Origin of the sequence: Pseudarthrobacter sp. S6 (assembly GCF_050156575.1) — a bacterium.
Lineage (GTDB): Bacteria > Actinomycetota > Actinomycetes > Actinomycetales > Micrococcaceae > Arthrobacter.
Genome location: NZ_CP189581.1, coordinates 1,350,520 through 1,368,760 on the forward strand (window position 1 = coordinate 1,350,520; position 18,241 = coordinate 1,368,760).

The window sequence follows — 18,241 nt, forward strand, 5'->3', positions numbered from 1 at the left end:
AGTACACGTCACTGCCGTTGTGGTGTCCCACAACGGCAGTGCCTATCTGCCCAGAACCCTGGCTGCCCTCGCGGACCAGACCCGGCCCGCGGATTCCCATATCGGAGTGGACACGGGATCGAGAGACGACTCCGCTGTCCTCCTGGAGCGGGCCTTCGGCGCAACCAATGTGAGCACTTTCCCGCACGGCAAGAGCGGCATGGGCGGCGCGGTACGGGCCGGACTCGACACCCACGCGCCCTTGGAAGGCCAGTCCCAGCGAGCCGCCACAGAGTGGATCTGGCTGATTCACGACGATGCGGCCCCGGCGCCGGAGGCGCTGGCCGAACTCCTCAGCGCCGTGGAACGCGCACCGTCCGTGACAGTGGCTGGCTGCAAGCAACTGGACTGGCACACCGAACGCCGGCTGATCGACGTCGGACTCTCCACCAGCCGCTGGGCCGAGCGGCTTACCCTGATCGATGCCGACGAACTGGACCAGGGCCAGTACAACGGCCGCACTGACACCTTTGCTGTGAACTCGGCCGGCATGCTGGTCCGCAGGGACATTTGGGAGCTCCTGAAAGGGTTCGACCCCGCACTGCCCGGCACCGGCGACGACGTCGACTTCTGCTGGCGCAACCGCCTTGCCGGGCACCGCGTGGTGGTGGTTCCCACTGCGCGGATGTTCCACGTAGCCCATCGGCCCCATGCCCAGGGAAACGCCGCCGCGGCGCGGAAAGCCCAAGTCCATCTGCGCCTCAAGCATGCACCGCTCTGGAAGGTGCCTGTCCATGCGGCCGGTGCGCTGCTGGGCAGCCTTTTCAAACTCGTGCTGAGCATTGCTGTCAAGGATCCCGGGCATGGTTTCTCCCAGCTGGTGGCCACGTTCGCTGCCCTGGCCCGGCCCGGCGCCGTCGCCAAGGCACGCAGGACGGCGGCCAGCAGCCGGCGGATCCGGCGGTCGGTCATCAAAAAGCTGCAGACGCCGCGGCGTGAAGTCTGGAACCACCGCCGCTCCCTCATGGAGGCACTGGGCGCCGACAACTCCCCGGCCGACGGCCTGGTCCATGACCCCATGGCGAACCAGCCAACAGGGGACGCAGCAGATGACTTCGCTGCGCTGACCACCAGCGAACGGGGTTGGGTGGGGGCCGGCGCCCTCGCCGCCGTGCTTATCGCGTCCGTGGCTTCCCTCACGGCGCTCAGTGGGCTGTTCCGGGCCGAAGCCGTTTCAGGCGGAGGCCTCATTCCGGTGTCCTCCACCCTTGGCGAAGTCTGGCACCACGCGTCCAGCTGGTGGATCAGCCTGGGAGCAGGGCTTCCGGGCAGGGGAGACCCTTTCGGCTATGTGCTGTGGATCCTTGGCCTGCTCGGTGGGGGAGATGCCAACGCGGCCATGGCGTGGCTCCTGCTGCTCGCCGCTCCGCTGTCCGGTCTTACGGCGTGGTTTGCGGCCGGTGGACTGACCATCCGGCGCCGCTTCCGACTCGTTGCCGCACTCTTCTGGGCGGCCGCTCCAGCCTTGCAGATAGCGCTGAACCAAGGCCGCGCGGGTGCACTGGTGGCCCACATCATGATTCCGCTGCTGGTTCTGGCGCTGTTGCGAGCCACTGGGTCGGCCGTGGGCCACGGACGTTTTATTGTCCCGTCCCCGGAAGACCGGCGATTCACTGAAAAACCGCCTGCACGGCCGGGGATCAACGGCATGCCGTCCTGGACCGCCGCCGCCGCCGCGGGGTTGGTGCTGGGCGTTGTGACCGCGTCGGCTCCTTCACTGCTGATTCCCGCCACGGTGCTTATCGTGCTCTGCGGGCTGATGCTTGGCCGCCGTGGCCGCACCGTGTGGTGGGCCCTGTTGCCCAGCGCCGCGCTCTTTCTTCCCTTCGGCCTATCCGTCATCGACCGGCCGAGGGCGTTTCTGGCAGACCCGGGTGTTCCGCTGGGGTTCGAGGCAGCCCCGCTATGGCAGCAATTCCTGGGCCAGCCGCTGCTGTTCTCCGCCGAAGGTGGCCTGTCAGGCCTTCCGTTCTTCAGTAGCCAGGCCATCCCGTGGGCACTCGTGCTCGCACTGCTGCTGGCCGTTCCCGTCCTGCTGCTGGCCGTTGCCGCCCTGTTCCTCCCGGGTAAGCGCAGCAGGACCGCACGTGTTCTCTGGGTGGCGGCACTGGTGATCTTCGCCGGTGGCTGGCTGGCCGGGCACGTTGCCACCGGCGCCACTGCGGACACCCTGGTGGCACCGTTCACCGGTCCGGCCGTCTCGGCCGGCGGATTCGCCCTGATCGGAGCAGCCCTGATCGGTGCCGAGCGGTTGCTTGATGCCGCAGACCGGGCAGTCTCGCCCAGTGTTCGTCGCACGGTGGCGCTCCGCTCCGCGACGGCGCTTGCCATGGTGGTGCTGCTGGCCGGTCCGCTGGCCGGCATGGCGGTGTGGTCGGCGCAGAACCTGCTCCGTTCCACAGCCACGGCCCGCCCCGCCGACGTGGCGTCCGGTCCTGCGCTGGGAACGCCGCGCCTGGTGGAGGCAGGCAGTGCCCGGACGCTTCCCGCCACGGCCATCGACCGGGGCACCGGGCCGGAGCAGGCACGCACGCTGCTGATCAGCACCCAGGAAAACGGAATCTATGACGCGGCCCTGATGCGTGGCGCCGGGACCACGCTGGACAGCATGTCAGCCATCGCCGCAGCCCGGAACATTCTGGGTGCACCCGGCCAGGAGACGATCAGGGATGACGACGACGTCACGGCGTCCATCCGAAGCGTCGTGGCCACCCTGGTGGCCGGGCAGGGTGTGGATCCCCGGCCCGGGCTTGAGCGCCTGGGCGTCGGGTTCGTGGTGCTGCGCTCGGCAGATACGGCCGCCCAGCTTACGGCCAGCAGAATGGATGCCGTGCCGGGGCTTGTTGCCGTCGGCCAGACGGATGTCGGCTGGCTTTGGCGGATTACGCCGCTGAACCAGCCTGTGCTGCAGCCTGCCGACGTCGGCCATCGCGTCAGGATTGTGGACGGGGCCGGAGCCACGGTGGCGCTCTTGCCTTCCAAGTATGACGACGTCGACACCGCCGTCGCCGGGGGACCGGAAGGGCGGCTGGTGGTGCTCGCTGAACGGGCGGACCCGGGATGGAGCGCCTGGTTCGACGGGCAGAGGCTCACGGCAACGACGTCCGGCTGGGCCCAGGCGTTCACCTTGCCGGCCTCCGCCGGACAGCTGACCATCCGCTACGAAGCGCCCGGGGCCCTTTGGTCCGGAATCGCACAGATCACGGTGATCGGACTCACTGTAATGCTCGCCATTCCCATGCCCGCGCGCCGGCCCAACACCGGGCTGTCGCGGGACGAAGGATCTTTGCGTAAGGAACACCAGAATGCATAAGGACGCCGCCCGCAGGACCCCGCGCAAGCAGATGCTGGCAGGCCTGGTCTCGGCTGTGGCGATTGTGGCCGCGGCCGGCGCGGTGCTCGCTGCCGCGTCGGTGGCTCCGCAGCCGGCGGGCAGCCGCAGCATTCCGGCCGTGCTGGTAGCCGTTCCTGCCGGGGCCAGCACAGGGGTATGTGCCGGCCCGGCCCGCCTGCTCGAAGGGACTGAGGCGGGCACTGATCCCCAGTTCAGCCCCGAATCGGCGACGGCGAAGAGCACCGTCACGGGTGCCGTCCTGAGCGCCCCAGGCGGGGTTCTTCCCGGGAGCAGGCTCGCCGCGCTTGACGGGACGCCCGCCGTCGAGATCGCCAAGGACGGCAGCCAGCCCGGCCAGGGGACAGGTCCCCAGGACCTGACCGCTGGCGTCCTCGCCGGGCACAGCGTGGATGACGCCACCCTCCTGAGCGCCGACGCCCAGGCCAGCCAGAAACCCTCCGCCGCCGGCGTTATGAAATTCACTGCCACGGACGGTGACCTGCAGGGGTCGGCCGCTGCCAACTGCCAGCCACCCGCCAACGATCTCTGGCTCTCGGGCGCAAGCACCACTGTGGGCCGCACTTCCGTCCTCGTGCTCAGCAACGCTTCAAGCACCCCTGCCACCGTCAGCCTTGAGCTCTTCGGTAGCAAGGGCCAGATCCAGGCCCCGGGCAGCAGGGGTCTGCTGGTCGCACCGGGCGGTACCCGCTCAATAGTCCTGGCCGGCCTGGCCCCGGGTGAAGCCCAGCTCACGGTTCATGTCCGGAGCGCAGGCGGCCCCGTGGCCGCGGCCATCCAGCAGAGTGTCCTGCGGGGACTTACGCCCGGCGGCGTCGACTTCATCGTTCCTGGGGCCGCTCCCGCCGCACGGCAGGTGATGACCGCGGTAGACATCCAGGACGCCGGCGCGATCTCCGCCCTCACGGGAAACAGCGGCTACAGCGATGCCGGCCCTGCGCTGGCGATCACGGTGCCCGGACCGTCGGACGCGGTAGTGGAGGTTAAGATCTTTGGCCGGGACGGCCAGAAAGCCCTCCCCGGCGGCGGTGTGGTCACGGCAAAAGCCGGGGCCGTCACCGAGATTTCGCTGGCGGGTGTCCCTGCCGGCCACTACACGGTGTCCACCAGTTCGGACGTGTCTTTTGTGGCTGCAGCCCGCGTCACGCGGGGCGTCACGAACGAGAAAGCCTCGGACGTGGCCTGGGCTGCCTCCGGTGTCCGGCTGGGAAGCCAGCACGTGGTGCCCGTGCCCCAGGGCGGTGACCGGATCCTGGTGTTCGGCGTCCTCGAGAACCGGGCCACGGTCACCTACGCTGCCATCACCTCGGACGGCAAGATCCGCGCTGCCGCAACTGCCGACGTCGCCGGCGGCACCACAACGTCCATCAAGGTCCCCGAGAAGGTGGACGAGTCGGAAGTCGTGGCCTACGTTGTCTCCGCTTCGGGTGACGCCGCCTACGGCGCGCTGCTCCTGCAGCAGGAGGGCCGGGACGACATTTCCACGGTGGCCTTTACGCCGGCCGCTGCTGGGCACGAAAAGGTGCCGGTCTCCCTGGGATACTGACCGGTCAGTACCGGCGGCGGTAAACCGGATCCAGAGTTTCCGGTGCCACGCCAAGCATTTCGGCGGTGTGTTCCACCACAACGTCGTGCACCAGGTCCTGGAGTTCCTCCCGGCTGCCGCAACCCTGCTCAACTACCCTGCGGTACAGGGTGATCACAGGGCCCTCCTCGGCGGTGGCTGGAGTGTAAGCGCCCATGGGAGGCTGTGCGGCGTCGGCGACCAACTGCTCCAGCTGCGGGGGTATTTCGTCCACGGCGAACCGTACGCCATCGAGCGTTTTGCCCCAGATGTCGTGGAGCCGCTGCGCGGAATCCAGCACCATCTCATCAAAGCGGTCCGAGCGCGTCCGATATCCGGGGAGTGTGGGCAACATCAGCTCCCCGCGCAGGCCGCGGCCGTGGCGGTTCCGGCGGCGCATCGCAAAGCTGCGGCCGGGCGAACCCGAGCCCGTTTCTGCGGCGCGGACATCCGGGTCAGCCAAACGGACCGAAAAAGCTGAATCTTGGTTCGAGGACTGCATACCTTGACTGTAAACCCGGGCGCAGAATTACGCGACATAACGCCCGTTTGCGTGCCGGGGCGCGGCGGTCGTTTCGGCAAATACTCCGGACGGGCAAGGATACGGAGTAGTCTGTGATGTCGTGGGAGCTATCCGTCAATGTTCAAGGTCAGCCTGCCGTCAGTCGGCGGTGGCAACTTTGACGTACGTCTATTCCGATTCCACCGCCGTCCTGGGTCCGCTTGCCACCTACGCCGAGCCTCATTGTTACGATTTGTGCGAGCAGCACGCCGGCTCCCTGACGGTGCCCCGCGGCTGGGAAGTGCTTCGTTTGGCGATGCCGACCAGCCCGCAGCAGCCTGGACCGGACGACCTCCTGGCCCTTGCCAACGCGGTCCGCGAAGCGGCGGGACAGCCGCCGAAGCAGCAGACCACGCCGGGCCAGCGGGTCTCGCATTCAGCGCTGGAGGCCCCAGCCGGCACGGAAGGCGTCCGCCGGGGGCATCTGCGCGCACTGCGCGAACCTTCCTGAGGTGGATCTGGCGGTAGGCTGGAACCTGCTAATCAGTCAGCCAACGGCGCGAACGAGCGCCCCTGTTGGGAGCACCAATCATGCCAAAGATCAGTCCTGAACTGTTGTCCGTCCTCCGCTGTCCGGTGACCGGTTCGCCCGTGGTCCAGGAAGGCGAAGAGCTTGTGTCGACGGCGGCCGGAGAATCGGGCGTGAAGCTGCGCTACCCGATCGAGGATGGTATCCCGCTGCTGCTGCCGCCGGAACTTCTCCAGGCCGCTACCGCTGCCGGCTCGGACCAGCACGATCCCGCTGTCCGGCCGGCCACGGACTAAACCCCGGCTGCGGACACAACCGTAGGTACTGCCCAGGCAGCGCCTGGAAACCCCGTACCACCACCAGCAGTCGACTTTCGCGCAGACGCTTAAACGCCGTCGCCGCCATCGGACAAGCAAAGGAACCCCATGACAATTGACTACAAAGTAGCCGACATATCGCTGGCCGAAGCCGGCCGCCACCAGATCCGCCTGGCCGAGCACGAAATGCCCGGCCTGATGTCACTCCGCACGGAGTTCGGGCCCACCCAGCCGCTGAAGGGCGCCCGGATCGCGGGATCCCTTCACATGACGGTGCAGACCGCCGTCCTGATCGAAACCCTCACAGCCCTCGGCGCCGAGGTCCGCTGGGCCTCCTGCAACATCTTCTCCACCCAGGACGATGCCGCCGCGGCCGTCGTGGTGGGCACTGGAACGGCCGAGGACCCGCAGGGTGTCCCGGTGTTCGCCTGGAAGGGCGAAACGCTGGAGGAATACTGGTGGACTGCCCAACAGATCCTGGCTTGGCCGGGCGCGGATACCAACCCGGAGCTTGGCCCGAACATGATCCTCGACGACGGCGGCGACGCCACCATGCTGGTGCACAAGGGGGCTGAGTTCGAAGCCGCCGGCGCCGTGCCGGCGACAGGCGAGGACGAGTCCGAGGAAGGCCGGATCTTCCTGGACGTGCTTCGCGCCTCGCTGCAGGAAGACCCCCAACGGTGGACCCGGATCGGGGCCGGGCTGCGCGGCGTCACCGAGGAAACCACCACCGGCGTGCACCGTCTCTACCAGCTGGCTGAGCAGGGCAAACTGTTGTTCCCGGCCATCAACGTCAACGACTCGGTCACCAAGAGCAAGTTCGACAACAAGTACGGCATCCGCCACTCTCTGCCTGACGGCATCAACCGGGCCACTGATGTCCTGATGGGTGGCAAGGTAGCCGTCGTCTGCGGTTATGGCGACGTCGGCAAGGGAGCCGCAGAAGCATTCCGGGGCCAGGGTTCGCGCGTCATCGTCACCGAGATCGATCCCATCTGCGCCCTCCAGGCAGCCATGGACGGCTACCAGGTTGCCAAGCTTGAGTCGGTGCTGAGCCAAGGCCACATCTTCATCACCACCACCGGCAACAAGGACGTCATCCTGGCCGAACACATGGCCGGCATGCGCGACAAAGCCATCGTCGGCAACATCGGCCACTTTGACAACGAGATCGACATGGCGGGACTGGCGCGGATCCCTGGCATCAGGAAGGTGGAAATCAAGCCCCAGGTACACGAATGGGTGCTCGACGCCGAAACCTCGGAAGAGCGCTCCATCATCGTCCTGTCCGAGGGGCGCCTGCTGAACCTGGGCAATGCAACCGGTCACCCGTCCTTCGTGATGAGCAACTCGTTCGCCAACCAGACCATCGCCCAGATCGAGCTGTGGACCAAGCGGGACCAGCCCGAAGGCGAACGCGAATACAACAACCAGGTCTACGTCCTTCCCAAGATCCTGGACGAAAAGGTTGCCCGGCTGCACCTCGACGCCCTCGACGTCGAACTCACGGAACTTTCCAAGGAACAGTCCGACTACCTGGACCTGGACATCGCCGGACCGTACAAGCCCGAGCACTATCGTTACTGACGTGTGACTCCCCGGGTGCCAACCGCGCCCGGGGCTGTTACGTCCAAGTATTAAGATCGGACCATGGAACCTGTTGTTAAGCCACGCCGGAGGGGGACCGCCAAGAAGATTCTCTTGGTGGCAGCCGTGTGTGTCCTTGCCGCGACGGGCGGAGTTTTCGCCGCCGTCGCGCCGGGCTTCGCGCGCGGCGGACTGGAGTCCGAAGCCAGCTCAGCAGTCCGGTCCGCACCGGGAGTCGCATCGCCCGTGGTGGCCCCGGTCAAGGTGGACGTCACGCCGGCCAACGCCGCGAAGCAGGTGAACCCAGCCACATCCGTGTCCCTCACGGTGGGTAACGGTCGGATCGAGAGCGTGACCCTGACCAGCACAGCCGGTGAAGCCGTCCACGGTACCTTCGCCGGCGACGGCAGCAGCTGGACTGCGACGGATCCCCTGAAATTCAACACCGAATACAGCCACACATATGTGGTCACCGACGGTGCGGGACGGGAAACGAGCACCACTAACTCGTTCAGTACGGTTTCCAGCACCCATGAGGCGGACGCCGCCATCTACCCCCTGGACGGGATGAAGGTTGGCGTGGGCCAGCCGCTGCAGGTCATTTTCAGCGAACCGGTAGTCAACCGGGATGCCGTGGAGAAAGCCATCAAAATCACCTCCAGCGCAGGGCAGACCGGAGCCTTCCACTGGTTCAGTGAAACCATGGTCCGGTACCGCCCCGAGGCCTTCTGGGCGGCGAACTCCACCGTCACCATGGACATGCAGCTCTTCGGCGTGGACCTTGGCAACGGCCAGATTGCCAACTTCAACAAAAAAGCCACCGTCAATTTCGGGGACAAGCGGGTGGCCATCGCGGACGCCACCGCCCACACCTTCACGCTCAGCGTCAACGACCAGGCGGTGAAAACCCTGCCGGTCAGTATGGGTGACAAACGCTTCCCGTCAGCGCGTGGCTACGCGGTCCTGATGGAGAAGAACCGCTATGACCACTTCCGGGCCGCCAGCATAGGACTCAAGCCCGGCGATCCCGCCTACTACGGCGAAGTGGACGTCGAATATTCCATCCGCCTCACGCTGAGCGGTGCCTACATTCATCAGGCGCTGGAGTCCGCCTTCCCATACATCGGCAACACGAACGTCTCCCACGGCTGCATCGGGTTCGCTCCCGACGGCGCCGCCTGGGTTTTTGCCAACATGACCACCGGCGATGTGGTTCAGATTGTTAACACCGAAGGCGACTACGCCGCCCTCGACGACGGCTACGGCGACTGGAACATCCCCTGGGCTGAGTACAACAACTAGGAACCCTTCGGCCTGCGAGCAGGAACACGTCCGGTCCTACGGGCCGAAAGGCAGGCGGCCCAACCGCTCTGCCGTGGCCGAGTTCCGGCGCCGGGCCTGCCGCAACCGCGCAAGTTCGCGGTGCCGGCGTTCGGCGGTAACTGCCGCCAGGTACTGGTCCGAGCGGGTTCCCGGGGGCGGCGGCGGGGCCACATGCGTGGCCAGTTCCGTGGCGATCGATGCCGCTACTCCGGCGGCGGACAGCGGTGCCATGCGGCCGGCCTGCCGGATGAATTGGGCAGCCTGCCGTGCGGTGGCGTCCGGAATCCGGCCGATGTCCGCCGCTGAGGCCCAGGCCTGAAGCTGCGGCGGAACAAAGACGTGGACCGGCGCCTCGACTGGCACCCGCCGGCGCAGCGCATACGTGCCGGCGAGGATGTCACCCAGCCGCTTGGAGCGGCTGTTGAAGAGCGCGACGCCGATGGCAAGGCCGCCCAGGGTCAGGTAGATTTCCAGGAACCCGGTCAGCCCGCGGATCACCGCATGGCGGAACCGGATGGCACCGCCGTCGTCCCTGACCACCCGCAGGCCGGCCGCCAGTTTTCCGAGCGAAAGCCCCCGGGTTAGGGTCTCCACCGCCACGGGGAAAATCACAAAACAGAAGACCACAGTCACCAGCGTCAGCGTCCGCATTGCCGCCTCGTCAAGGTCCTGGCCCGCGGCTGCGACGCCCAGCAGGATCAGGACCAGCAGGATGACGTTGAACAGTACATCCAGCAGCAGCCCAAGGGCACGGGCGGCGAAGGACGCGGGGCGCAGTTCCAGGACAACTGCCTCGCCGGTGATTATCGAACTCAAGCGGAATACCCCAATCCCTCGTCAAGCGTCCTGCGGACGCTCACAGTCTAGGGCGGCTAGGCTGTTGCCGTGGATATGGATGCCTTCTCCGCCGCCAACGGGGACAAGTGGTCAAGGCTGCACCAGCTCGCCCATAAGCGGCGCCTCAGCGGCGGCGAAGCCGACGAGCTGCTGCGGCTCTACCAGTCGACGTCGGCGCACCTTTCGTTCATCAGGTCCATTGCGCCGGAGAGCGGCCTGTCCGCCTCCTTGTCCGCCACCCTGGCCCAGGCACGGACCCGTTTCACGGGCGCACGCTCCAATGTGATGGCGGACGTGGCCCGTTTCTTCGTGGCTGCCCTGCCCGCAGCCCTATACCGCCTGCGGTGGCTGACGGTGGCCTGCGGCGCCGCATTTGTGCTGGTCGCCGGCGCCTACGCGCTCTGGATCGGGACGTCTCCGGATGCCCTGCGGTCCGTTGCCTCTGAGGCTGCGGTCCGGCAGTACGTCGAGGAAGACTTCATTGACTACTATTCGGAAAACCCTGCGGCCTCGTTTGCGGGGGCCGTCTGGACCAACAATGCCTGGATCAGCGCCCAGGCGGTGGCCCTGGGCATCACCGGCATCTGGGTACCCATGATCCTGTTCACGAACGCCCAGGGCGTCGGGATTGCCGCAGGAGTCTTCGCCGCAGTGGGCCAACAAGGTGTGTTTTACAGCTACATCCTGCCGCACGGGCTCATGGAACTCACCGCTGTTTTTATTGCCTGTGCTGCGGGCTTGCGGATCTTCTGGGCCATGGTGTCCCCGGGACCACGGACGCGGGGACGGGCCGTGGCGGACGAAGGCAGATCGCTGATCACCGTGGCCCTGGGGCTGGTGCTGGTGCTGTTCGTCTCCGGCTTGGTGGAGGGCTTTGTCACGCCCAGTCCACTTCCGGTGTGGGCCAAGATCGGCATCGGCCTGGCAGTACTGGCCGCGTATTGGAGTTACGTCCTGGTGTGGGGACGGCGGGCCTATGACGCCGGTGAACGCGGCGATTTGCAGGCCGGTGACGCCGGATACAGCGAAATCGCCGCATGAATCCACTGGCGCCGGGGTGGCTCCTCGCCCTCGTGCAGGAGCGGGCGGTAGGCTCAACATCAGATACACGGCGCTGCCCGGATCAGAGCCGGCAGCGCGGACCCCAACGGAAGTGACGCTGCTGTGAATGACAATTCTCCGACCCCTGCCAAACGCACGGAGCCGCAGCCGGATCCGGACCTGGATACTTCATCGGACACGGACGAACCGGCTTTTGCCTGGCTGAATGACTCCGGCTCCAGCACTCCCGAGGCGTCCCCGGCCGGTAGTTCCGGTTCCGTCCAGGGCGGTGTCACCCAGCCCGAAAGCCGCGCGGGCCGAAAAGCCGCGGAGGCCGCCGTCGAACCTCCCGCCGTCGCACCTACCGTAGAAGAGTCACTCCGCAAAGAACCGTCCGCGCAGGGCGCCACCCGAAACGGTGCCCACTTCAGCGAGCCGCTCCCCACGTCAGCCCTGCAGGTCCGTCCGCCGCAGGAGGAAGTGGAACGCCGCAACGCGGAGCGCGAAAGCGCAGCCAACGCCAAGCCCGTGGCTCCGCGCATCTGGCAAGTCCTGCTGGCCCTTTTCTACCCCGTGATCCTGCTGGTGCTTGCCGTCCGCGCGGTCACCAGCCCGCTGTTCCTGTGGGCCGAGTACAACCGGCCCGGGTTCCCCGGCGACGGGTACGGCTTCAGCACCGACGACCGGATGACGTACGGCTCCTACGCCGTTGACTACCTCAGCAACTGGGCGGGGCCGCGGTACCTGGGCGACCTGGTCAACCGCAGCGGCGGGGACCTTTTCAAGGACGGCGAAGTCAGCCACATGGCCGACGTGAAAATTGTCATCCTCTCGGCCTTGGGGGGGGGAGCCCTCCTGATTGTCCTCAGCCTTGTGGCCATCGCTTACCTGCGCCGCCGGAGCACCGGCGGAGTGCGCCGCGGACTGTTCGCAGGATCCATCGTTGCGCTGGCGATCATCCTGGGCCTCGGCGCGCTGGCCGTGCTCGGCTGGCAACAGTTCTTCACCGAGTTCCACCGGATCTTCTTCGCCAGCGGTTCCTGGACGTTCGCCCTGGAAGACACCCTGATCAGGCTGTTCCCGGGCCAGTTCTGGATCGATGCCGGCATTGTCATCGCCGCGCTGGTCCTCTTGGCAGCCCTTGTGACGCTCATCCTCACCTGGCCCACGCGCCGCCGTCGCGGGCTGGCCAGGGATGACCAGGACGCCGCTGAGGTGCAGCCCTAAGCGACTTCCCAGCCCTCGGACTTAGCGGTCCGCTACTTGCGGCCCGTGATGGTCAGGAAGCCCTCAGGGTCCAGCTCGCCGAGGTCTCCGGTCCTGAAGAAACCGTCCACGAAGGCCCGTGCGGTGGCGGTTTCGTTGGCATGGTAACCCTTGAACACGCCGATCCCCTTGACCAGCACTTCGCCGTCCTCGGCCACGCGGATGGTGGTGCCCGGCAGGGGGATGCCTACGCTTCCCACCTTGGTCCGGGCAGGCGTGTTGGCTGTGCAGGGCGCCGTTGTTTCGCTCAGCCCGTAGCACTCAAGGACCCGGATTCCGGCGCCGCGGAAGAAGTGCGCGTCCTCAGGCGCCAGGGGGCCCGACCCCGATACCGCGTAGCGGACCCGGCCGCCCAGGAATTGGCGGAGCTTCGGGTACGCCAGTTGGTTAAAGACGGCATGCTGCGCCCGCAACGCCATTCCCGGTCCGCTGCCCCGGCCGCGGGCAGCGTTGTCCTCTGCTGTGGAGAAGCGGACGGCAGCGGCCGAAGCAGCCGCGAAGATCCCGGCTTTTACTGACCCTGCGGCCTGGTGCGCGGCGTCCGCCCGGAGCTTCGCGAAGATCCGGGGCACCGCCAGGAGGAACGTGGGTTTGAACGTGCCCAGATCCGCCGGCAGATCAGCCGGACCGGTGATATGGCCCACGGTGGCACCGGCATGGAGACACGCCAGCTGGGCGGCGCGGGCGGGCACATTGGCCAGCGGCAGGAACATCAGGGTGCGCGCATTCTGCGCCTTGATGATGTCCGGGAGAAAGGCAACAGCGTTGACGGCCACGAGCGCGAAGTTGCCGTGGGTGATCTCGCAGCCATTGGGACGTCCGGTGGTCCCGGCGGTGTAGACCACGGACGCGACGTCGTCCAGGCCTGCGGCGGAGCGGTGGCGTTCCAGCTCGGCATCAGTGACGCCCATTCCGGCACCCGAGAGGCTGGCCAGGTTCGGGGCAGCGCCGTCGACATCCATCCTCACCACGGCGACCAGCCGGTCCTCGAGCAGGGCGGATGTCTCCAGGATGCCTGTAACCAGCGCCACCTTGCCGCGGTCTTCGGCGAACACCCGCCGCGCGCCGGAGTGGTGCAGGATCCACTCCATCTGGCCGGGGGTCGAGGCCTCGTCGATGGGAACGCTCACGCCGCCGGCAAACCAGATGGCGAAGTCCACCAGCGCCCACTCATAGCAGGTGGAGGACATGATGGCCACCGTGTCGCCGGGCTCCAGGCCGCCGGCGATCAGTCCCTTTGCCAGGGCACATACATCGTGCAGGAATTTCTGCGCCGGAACATCGGTCCAGCCGTTGGGGCCTTTGCGCGCGTAAAGGGCGTGGGCCGGATTCGCGGCCTCCCGCTGGCGCAGGAGATCAGTGACATTGCTGCCGGGCTCCAGCTCCACTAGGACTTTTGTGCTTACTTCCCGCACGGGTGGCGTCTCCGTTCCGCTGCCTCAACGCAGTTCGCGGCTGGTCAGGGTCTCATGCAATCCTGCCTTAGATCCAGGACGGCATCCACATCCGGAAGCGCCATTCCTGGTAGGGGATGGTCTCCGCCGTCCACACAGGGTAGAAGAAAGCGGACAGCAGGAATGCCCCGGCGACGAAGAGTGCCACCAGGTAAACACCGGAGCGCCGGCGCCAGAGCGGGTCGGTGTCCCGGCCCAGGACAATGCCCAGGCAATATACCAGCGCCAGCACCAGGAAAGGCTCGAAGGAGACCGCATAAAAGAAAAACATGGTCCGCTCCGGGTACATAAACCACGGCAGATAGCCGGCGGCCACACCCGCAAGGATCGCCCCTGCACGCCAGTCACGGCGCCCGGCCCACCAGAACAGCAGGACCACCAGCGAGATGGCCCCTCCCCACCAGATCATCGGGTTCCCCACCGAGAGAATGGCTGAGGCGCAGTTGGGCACGTCGCATCCCGGGACGCCCTGCTCCGGTGTCTGGTAGAAGAACGACGTCGGCCGGCCCATCACCAGCCAGCTCCAGGCACTTGCCTCGTAGGGGTGTTCGGAGCTCAGCCCCTGATGGAACTTGTAGGCCTCCAGGTGGTAATGCGCCAGGGAACGCAAAGCGTCAGGCAGCCAGCCCCACGCCGCGGAGGGGTTGCTCTGGGCCCACTGCCTGAAGTAGGCGCCCTCGGAACGGAACCAGCCGGTCCAAGTGGCGGTGTAGACCACCACGGCAACCGGAACCATGCTGGCAAAGGCCTGAAGCCCGTCCTTGATGATCCCGCCGCTGACCCAACCGCGGATTCCCGCGACGCGCCGTGCATTGAGGTCCCACAGGACCGTCAGTACCCCGAAGCCGGCGAGGAAAAAAAGGCCCGACCACTTGGTGCCCACCGCGAGGCCTATGCACACTCCCGCGGCGAGACGCCACCAGCGGATCCCCAGCCATGGCCCCGCCAGCAGCTGACTTGGTGAGGGCTGGCCCTTCGGGGACGCGGCCGCGAGCCGTCCGAGCCGTGCGGCCAGCCGCCGTCGACCGTCATCGCGGTCCAGCAGCAATGCTCCGAAGGCCGCCAGGGTCCAGAACATCAGGAAGATGTCCAGGAGTGATGTCCGTGACATCACCAGGTGGTGGCCGTCGACGGCGAGCAGCAGGCCAGCGGCAGCAGCCAGAGGCACTGAGCGGAAGAGCCTCAGCGCAATCAGGGTGAGCAGCAGGATGGAGAGGGTCCCGGTGAGTGCGGCCGCGAACCGCCAGCCGAACGGATTATCGGCCCCGAACAGCCACATGCCACCGGCGATCATCCATTTGCCCACGGGCGGATGGACCACGTACTCGGGAGTGTCCAGGAGGATGGCCGGGTTGCCCGCGTTGAAGGAGTCGTTGGCCTTGTCCGGCCAGCCCCGTTCGTAGCCGCTGACCAGGTAGGAGTAGGCGTCCTTGACATAATACGTTTCATCGAAGACCAGGCTGTGCGGCGTGTCCAGCCGCACAAAGCGGAGGACGCCCCCGATCGCGGAGGTCAGGGCAGGAACCAGCCAGAACCAGAGACGCAGCGACGGCGGGTAATCCTGCCAGCCGCGGGTGCTTCCGATCAGGCGCTCGCGAAGGGCTGCAGCGGAAAAGGCGCTCGCCGGACGGGCGATCCAGGGGCCTCGTTCCGGCTGGTTGGTTTGGCCGGCCTCGGCAGGCCGCATGGAGGTCTGCGTCACGAGCCCCATGCTACCTTTTGCAGCTTGGGCCGCCTGCCAGCAGTACGCTGGGGGAGTGGACCCTAACCCCAGCACCTTCGCCGATTCCCGCCCTGCAGAACCTTCCGTTGCCGCCGGGGAGGAGCCAGAGACCGAGGTTTACGTGACAGCGGACGCGGCTGCAGCGGCACCAGCTGCCACGGGTCCAGGCCGGATTGTGCTGGCGGCGACGCCCATCGGCAATGCCGGCGACGCGTCGGCCCGCCTGATCGAGCTGCTGGGCACGGCGGACATCGTGGCCGCCGAAGACACCAGGCGCCTGCACCGCCTTGTCCAGAACCTCGGAGTCACCGTCGCCGGGCGGGTCATCAGCTACCACGAGCACAACGAGGCCACCAAGACCGCGGAGCTGCTGGAGCACGTCCGGTCCGGCAAAACCTTGGTGATGGTCACAGACGCCGGCATGCCTTCGGTCTCGGACCCGGGGTTCCGGCTCGTGGAAGGTGCCGTGGCCGCCGGACTGACCGTAACCGCCGTCCCGGGACCGTCTGCGGTACTGACTGCACTGGCTCTCTCCGGACTGCCCACCGACCGCTTCTGCTTTGAGGGGTTCCTGCCCCGGAAAGCCGGCGAACGGGCGTCGCGGCTGGCGGACCTTTCGGCCGAACGCCGGACCATGGTGTTTTTTGAGGCCCCGCACCGCCTGGAATCGATGCTGCGGGCGCTGCGCGAGCGCTTCGGTGCCGAGCGGCGGATCGCTGTCTGCCGCGAACTGACCAAGACCTACGAGGAAGTCATCCGCGGGACGGTCGGAGAACTGTTGCTGTGGGCCGAAGGCAACGAGGTCCGTGGCGAGATCGCGGTGGTGCTGGGCGGCGCCCCCGAGCAGGCGCCGGGCACCCCCGAAGACCACGTAGCGGCCGTCAACGAGCTGGTGGCCCAGGGAATCCGGCTAAAGGAAGCCGTGGCAGCCGTCGCTGAGGACGTCCGCGTGAGCAAGCGGGAGCTGTACTCGGCGGTCCTCGCCGCACGATAAGGGCGCGAAGCCTCAGCTGTGCAGCTGCACAACGGCGTCTGGTATCTGTAGTGCGTCCAGGCGTAGACCCTCTGGCGGCCACCGCAGTAGTCTGACAGTAAATCAGCCGGGAAGGCAGGCCACCAGGCCTGTGTAGTGGCTGGACCAAACCTTACTGACGAGGGAGTCAACGTGACTGTCACCGCACTGCCAGCTGTTACCGCGGAGCGCGAAAGCGCGCTGCTGGCCTCTGTTCCTACCGGACTGCTGATCAACGGCGAATGGCGCCCGGCGGCTTCAGGCAAGACGTTCGACATTGAAGACCCCGCCACGGGGAAAGTGCTCCTCAGCATCGCTGACGCGGGCCCGGAAGACGGCAAGGCTGCCTTGGACGCGGCCGCCACCGCGCAGGAGTCGTGGGCGAAGGTTCCGGCCCGTGAACGCGGTGAAATCCTCCGCCGTGCCTTTGATATGGTCACTGCGCGCGCCGAGGACTTCGCGCTGCTGATGACCATGGAAATGGGCAAACCGCTGGCCGAAGCCCGTGGCGAGGTCACCTACGGCGCGGAGTTCCTGCGCTGGTTCTCCGAGGAAGCCGTCCGCATCTCCGGCCGCTACTCCACCGCACCGGACGGCAAGAACCGCCTGCTGGTGACCAAGAAGCCGGTGGGCCCGTGCCTGCTGATCACGCCGTGGAACTTCCCGCTGGCCATGGCCACCCGCAAGATCGCCCCTGCTGTCGCCGCCGGCTGCACCATGGTGCTGAAGTCAGCCAACCTCACGCCGCTGACCTCGCAGCTGTTCGCCGCCGTAATGCAGGAGGCGGGCCTGCCCGCCGGAGTCCTGAACGTCATTCCCACGTCCACTGCAGGCGCCACCACCGGTCCGCTGATCAAGGACCAGCGCCTGCGGAAGCTGTCCTTCACGGGCTCCACCGAGGTGGGCCGCCGCCTGCTCGCCGATGCCTCCGAGACTGTACTGCGGACTTCCATGGAACTCGGCGGCAACGCCCCGTTCGTGGTCTTCGAGGATGCGGACCTGGACGCCGCCGTCGCCGGTGCCATGCTGGCGAAGCTGCGGAACATGGGCGAAGCCTGCACCGCCGCGAACCGGTTCATCGTGCACGAATCCGTCGCCGACGAATTCGCCCAAAAGTTCGCCGCGAAAATGGGCGAAATGACCACCGCCCGGGGCACCGAACCGGAATCCAAGGTCGGTCCCCTGATCGACGCCAAGAGCCGGGACAAGGTCCACGAACTCGTCTCCGACGCCGTCGCCTCCGGCGCCAGGGCCGTAGTGGGCGGCGCCCCGGCCGAAGGCCCGGGCTACTTCTACCCGCCCACCATCCTCACCGGCGTCACCGAAGGCACCCGGATCCTGTCCGAGGAAATCTTCGGCCCCGTAGCCCCGATCATCACCTTCGGCACCGAGGACGAAGCGGTCCGCCTGGCCAACAACACCGAGTACGGGCTGGTGGCATACGTCTTCACGCGCGACCTGAACCGCGGAATCCGGATGGGCGAACGGCTCGAGACCGGCATGCTGGGCTTGAACGCCGGCGTCATCTCCAACGCCGCCGCACCGTTCGGCGGCGTCAAGCAGTCCGGGCTGGGACGTGAAGGCGGCCTCGAGGGCATTGAGGAATACCTCTACACCCAGTACATCGGCATCGCGGACCCCTACGCCGGCTGAACGGACAATCCTCCGGCTGACAGGATTATCCTCCGGTCAGCC

General features: G+C 66.9%; 13 protein-coding genes and 1 pseudogene. 10 read left to right on the plus strand and 4 right to left on the minus strand.

Annotated elements, in window-relative coordinates; all coding sequences use genetic code 11:
- Positions 1-19: 19 nt before the first annotated feature.
- Positions 20-3,352: a glycosyltransferase family 2 protein gene (locus ACQCS0_RS06610; RefSeq protein WP_426940112.1), complete on the plus strand. Its 3,333-nt coding sequence runs from the start codon at positions 20-22 to the stop codon at positions 3,350-3,352.
- A complete protein-coding gene (locus ACQCS0_RS06615) occupies positions 3,345-4,937 on the plus strand; it encodes a DUF5719 family protein (protein WP_354153910.1) in 1,593 nt (530 codons plus the stop codon). The genes ACQCS0_RS06610 and ACQCS0_RS06615 overlap by 8 nt, the downstream gene beginning before the upstream one ends.
- 4 nt (positions 4,938-4,941) lie before the next feature.
- On the opposite strand, the gene ACQCS0_RS06620 is transcribed toward ACQCS0_RS06615, so the two are convergent.
- A complete protein-coding gene (locus ACQCS0_RS06620) occupies positions 4,942-5,457 on the minus strand; it encodes a metallopeptidase family protein (protein ID WP_354153909.1) in 516 nt (171 codons plus the stop codon).
- A 121-nt stretch (positions 5,458-5,578) separates the two neighbouring features.
- On the opposite strand from ACQCS0_RS06620, the gene ACQCS0_RS06625 reads away from it, so the two are divergent.
- From ACQCS0_RS06625 to ACQCS0_RS06640, 4 genes are all read left to right on the plus strand, one after another.
- A complete protein-coding gene (locus ACQCS0_RS06625) occupies positions 5,579-5,968 on the plus strand; it encodes a DUF3499 domain-containing protein (protein ID WP_282329252.1) in 390 nt (129 codons plus the stop codon).
- 80 nt (positions 5,969-6,048) lie between these two features.
- Positions 6,049-6,282 (plus strand): Trm112 family protein, encoded by a 234-nt coding sequence (locus ACQCS0_RS06630; protein ID WP_193340239.1) that lies wholly within the window; start codon positions 6,049-6,051, stop codon positions 6,280-6,282.
- Positions 6,283-6,411: 129 nt separating this feature from the next.
- Positions 6,412-7,890 carry an adenosylhomocysteinase gene (gene ahcY / locus ACQCS0_RS06635; RefSeq protein WP_354153908.1) on the plus strand — a complete coding sequence of 493 codons (1,479 nt, stop codon included), beginning with the start codon at positions 6,412-6,414 and terminating at the stop codon, positions 7,888-7,890.
- 63 nt (positions 7,891-7,953) lie between these two features.
- Entirely contained in the window at positions 7,954-9,192 is a 1,239-nt protein-coding gene (locus ACQCS0_RS06640; protein ID WP_354153907.1) for an Ig-like domain-containing protein, read from the plus strand.
- 36 nt (positions 9,193-9,228) lie between these two features.
- Here ACQCS0_RS06640 and ACQCS0_RS06645 read toward each other — a convergent pair whose 3' ends face one another.
- Positions 9,229-10,029 (minus strand): RDD family protein, encoded by an 801-nt coding sequence (locus ACQCS0_RS06645; RefSeq protein WP_354153906.1) that lies wholly within the window; start codon positions 10,027-10,029, stop codon positions 9,229-9,231.
- A gap of 69 nt (positions 10,030-10,098) precedes the next feature.
- Here ACQCS0_RS06645 and ACQCS0_RS06650 point away from each other — a divergent pair, with 69 nt between their 5' ends.
- Both ACQCS0_RS06650 and ACQCS0_RS06655 read left to right on the plus strand, forming a co-directional pair.
- On the plus strand, positions 10,099-11,091 hold the full coding sequence (locus ACQCS0_RS06650; RefSeq protein ID WP_354153905.1) for a stage II sporulation protein M: 993 nt from the start codon (positions 10,099-10,101) through the stop codon (positions 11,089-11,091).
- Positions 11,092-11,214: 123 nt separating this feature from the next.
- On the plus strand, positions 11,215-12,318 hold the full coding sequence (locus ACQCS0_RS06655) for a TIGR01906 family membrane protein (protein ID WP_354153904.1): 1,104 nt from the start codon (positions 11,215-11,217) through the stop codon (positions 12,316-12,318).
- Between the two features lie 35 nt (positions 12,319-12,353).
- Here ACQCS0_RS06655 and ACQCS0_RS06660 read toward each other — a convergent pair.
- Positions 12,354-13,772, minus strand: a pseudogene (locus tag ACQCS0_RS06660) (AMP-dependent synthetase/ligase); the annotation flags it as partial.
- 67 nt (positions 13,773-13,839) lie between these two features.
- Positions 13,840-15,522: a dolichyl-phosphate-mannose--protein mannosyltransferase gene (locus ACQCS0_RS06665; RefSeq protein ID WP_426940113.1), complete on the minus strand. Its 1,683-nt coding sequence runs from the start codon at positions 15,520-15,522 to the stop codon at positions 13,840-13,842.
- 46 nt (positions 15,523-15,568) lie between these two features.
- Between ACQCS0_RS06665 and rsmI the strand changes: the two genes are divergently transcribed.
- Positions 15,569-16,528 (plus strand): 16S rRNA (cytidine(1402)-2'-O)-methyltransferase, encoded by a 960-nt coding sequence (gene rsmI, locus ACQCS0_RS06670; protein ID WP_426939381.1) that lies wholly within the window; start codon positions 15,569-15,571, stop codon positions 16,526-16,528.
- A 171-nt stretch (positions 16,529-16,699) separates the two neighbouring features.
- Positions 16,700-18,199 (plus strand): NAD-dependent succinate-semialdehyde dehydrogenase, encoded by a 1,500-nt coding sequence (locus ACQCS0_RS06675; protein ID WP_354153903.1) that lies wholly within the window; start codon positions 16,700-16,702, stop codon positions 18,197-18,199.
- Positions 18,200-18,241 lie beyond the last annotated feature (42 nt).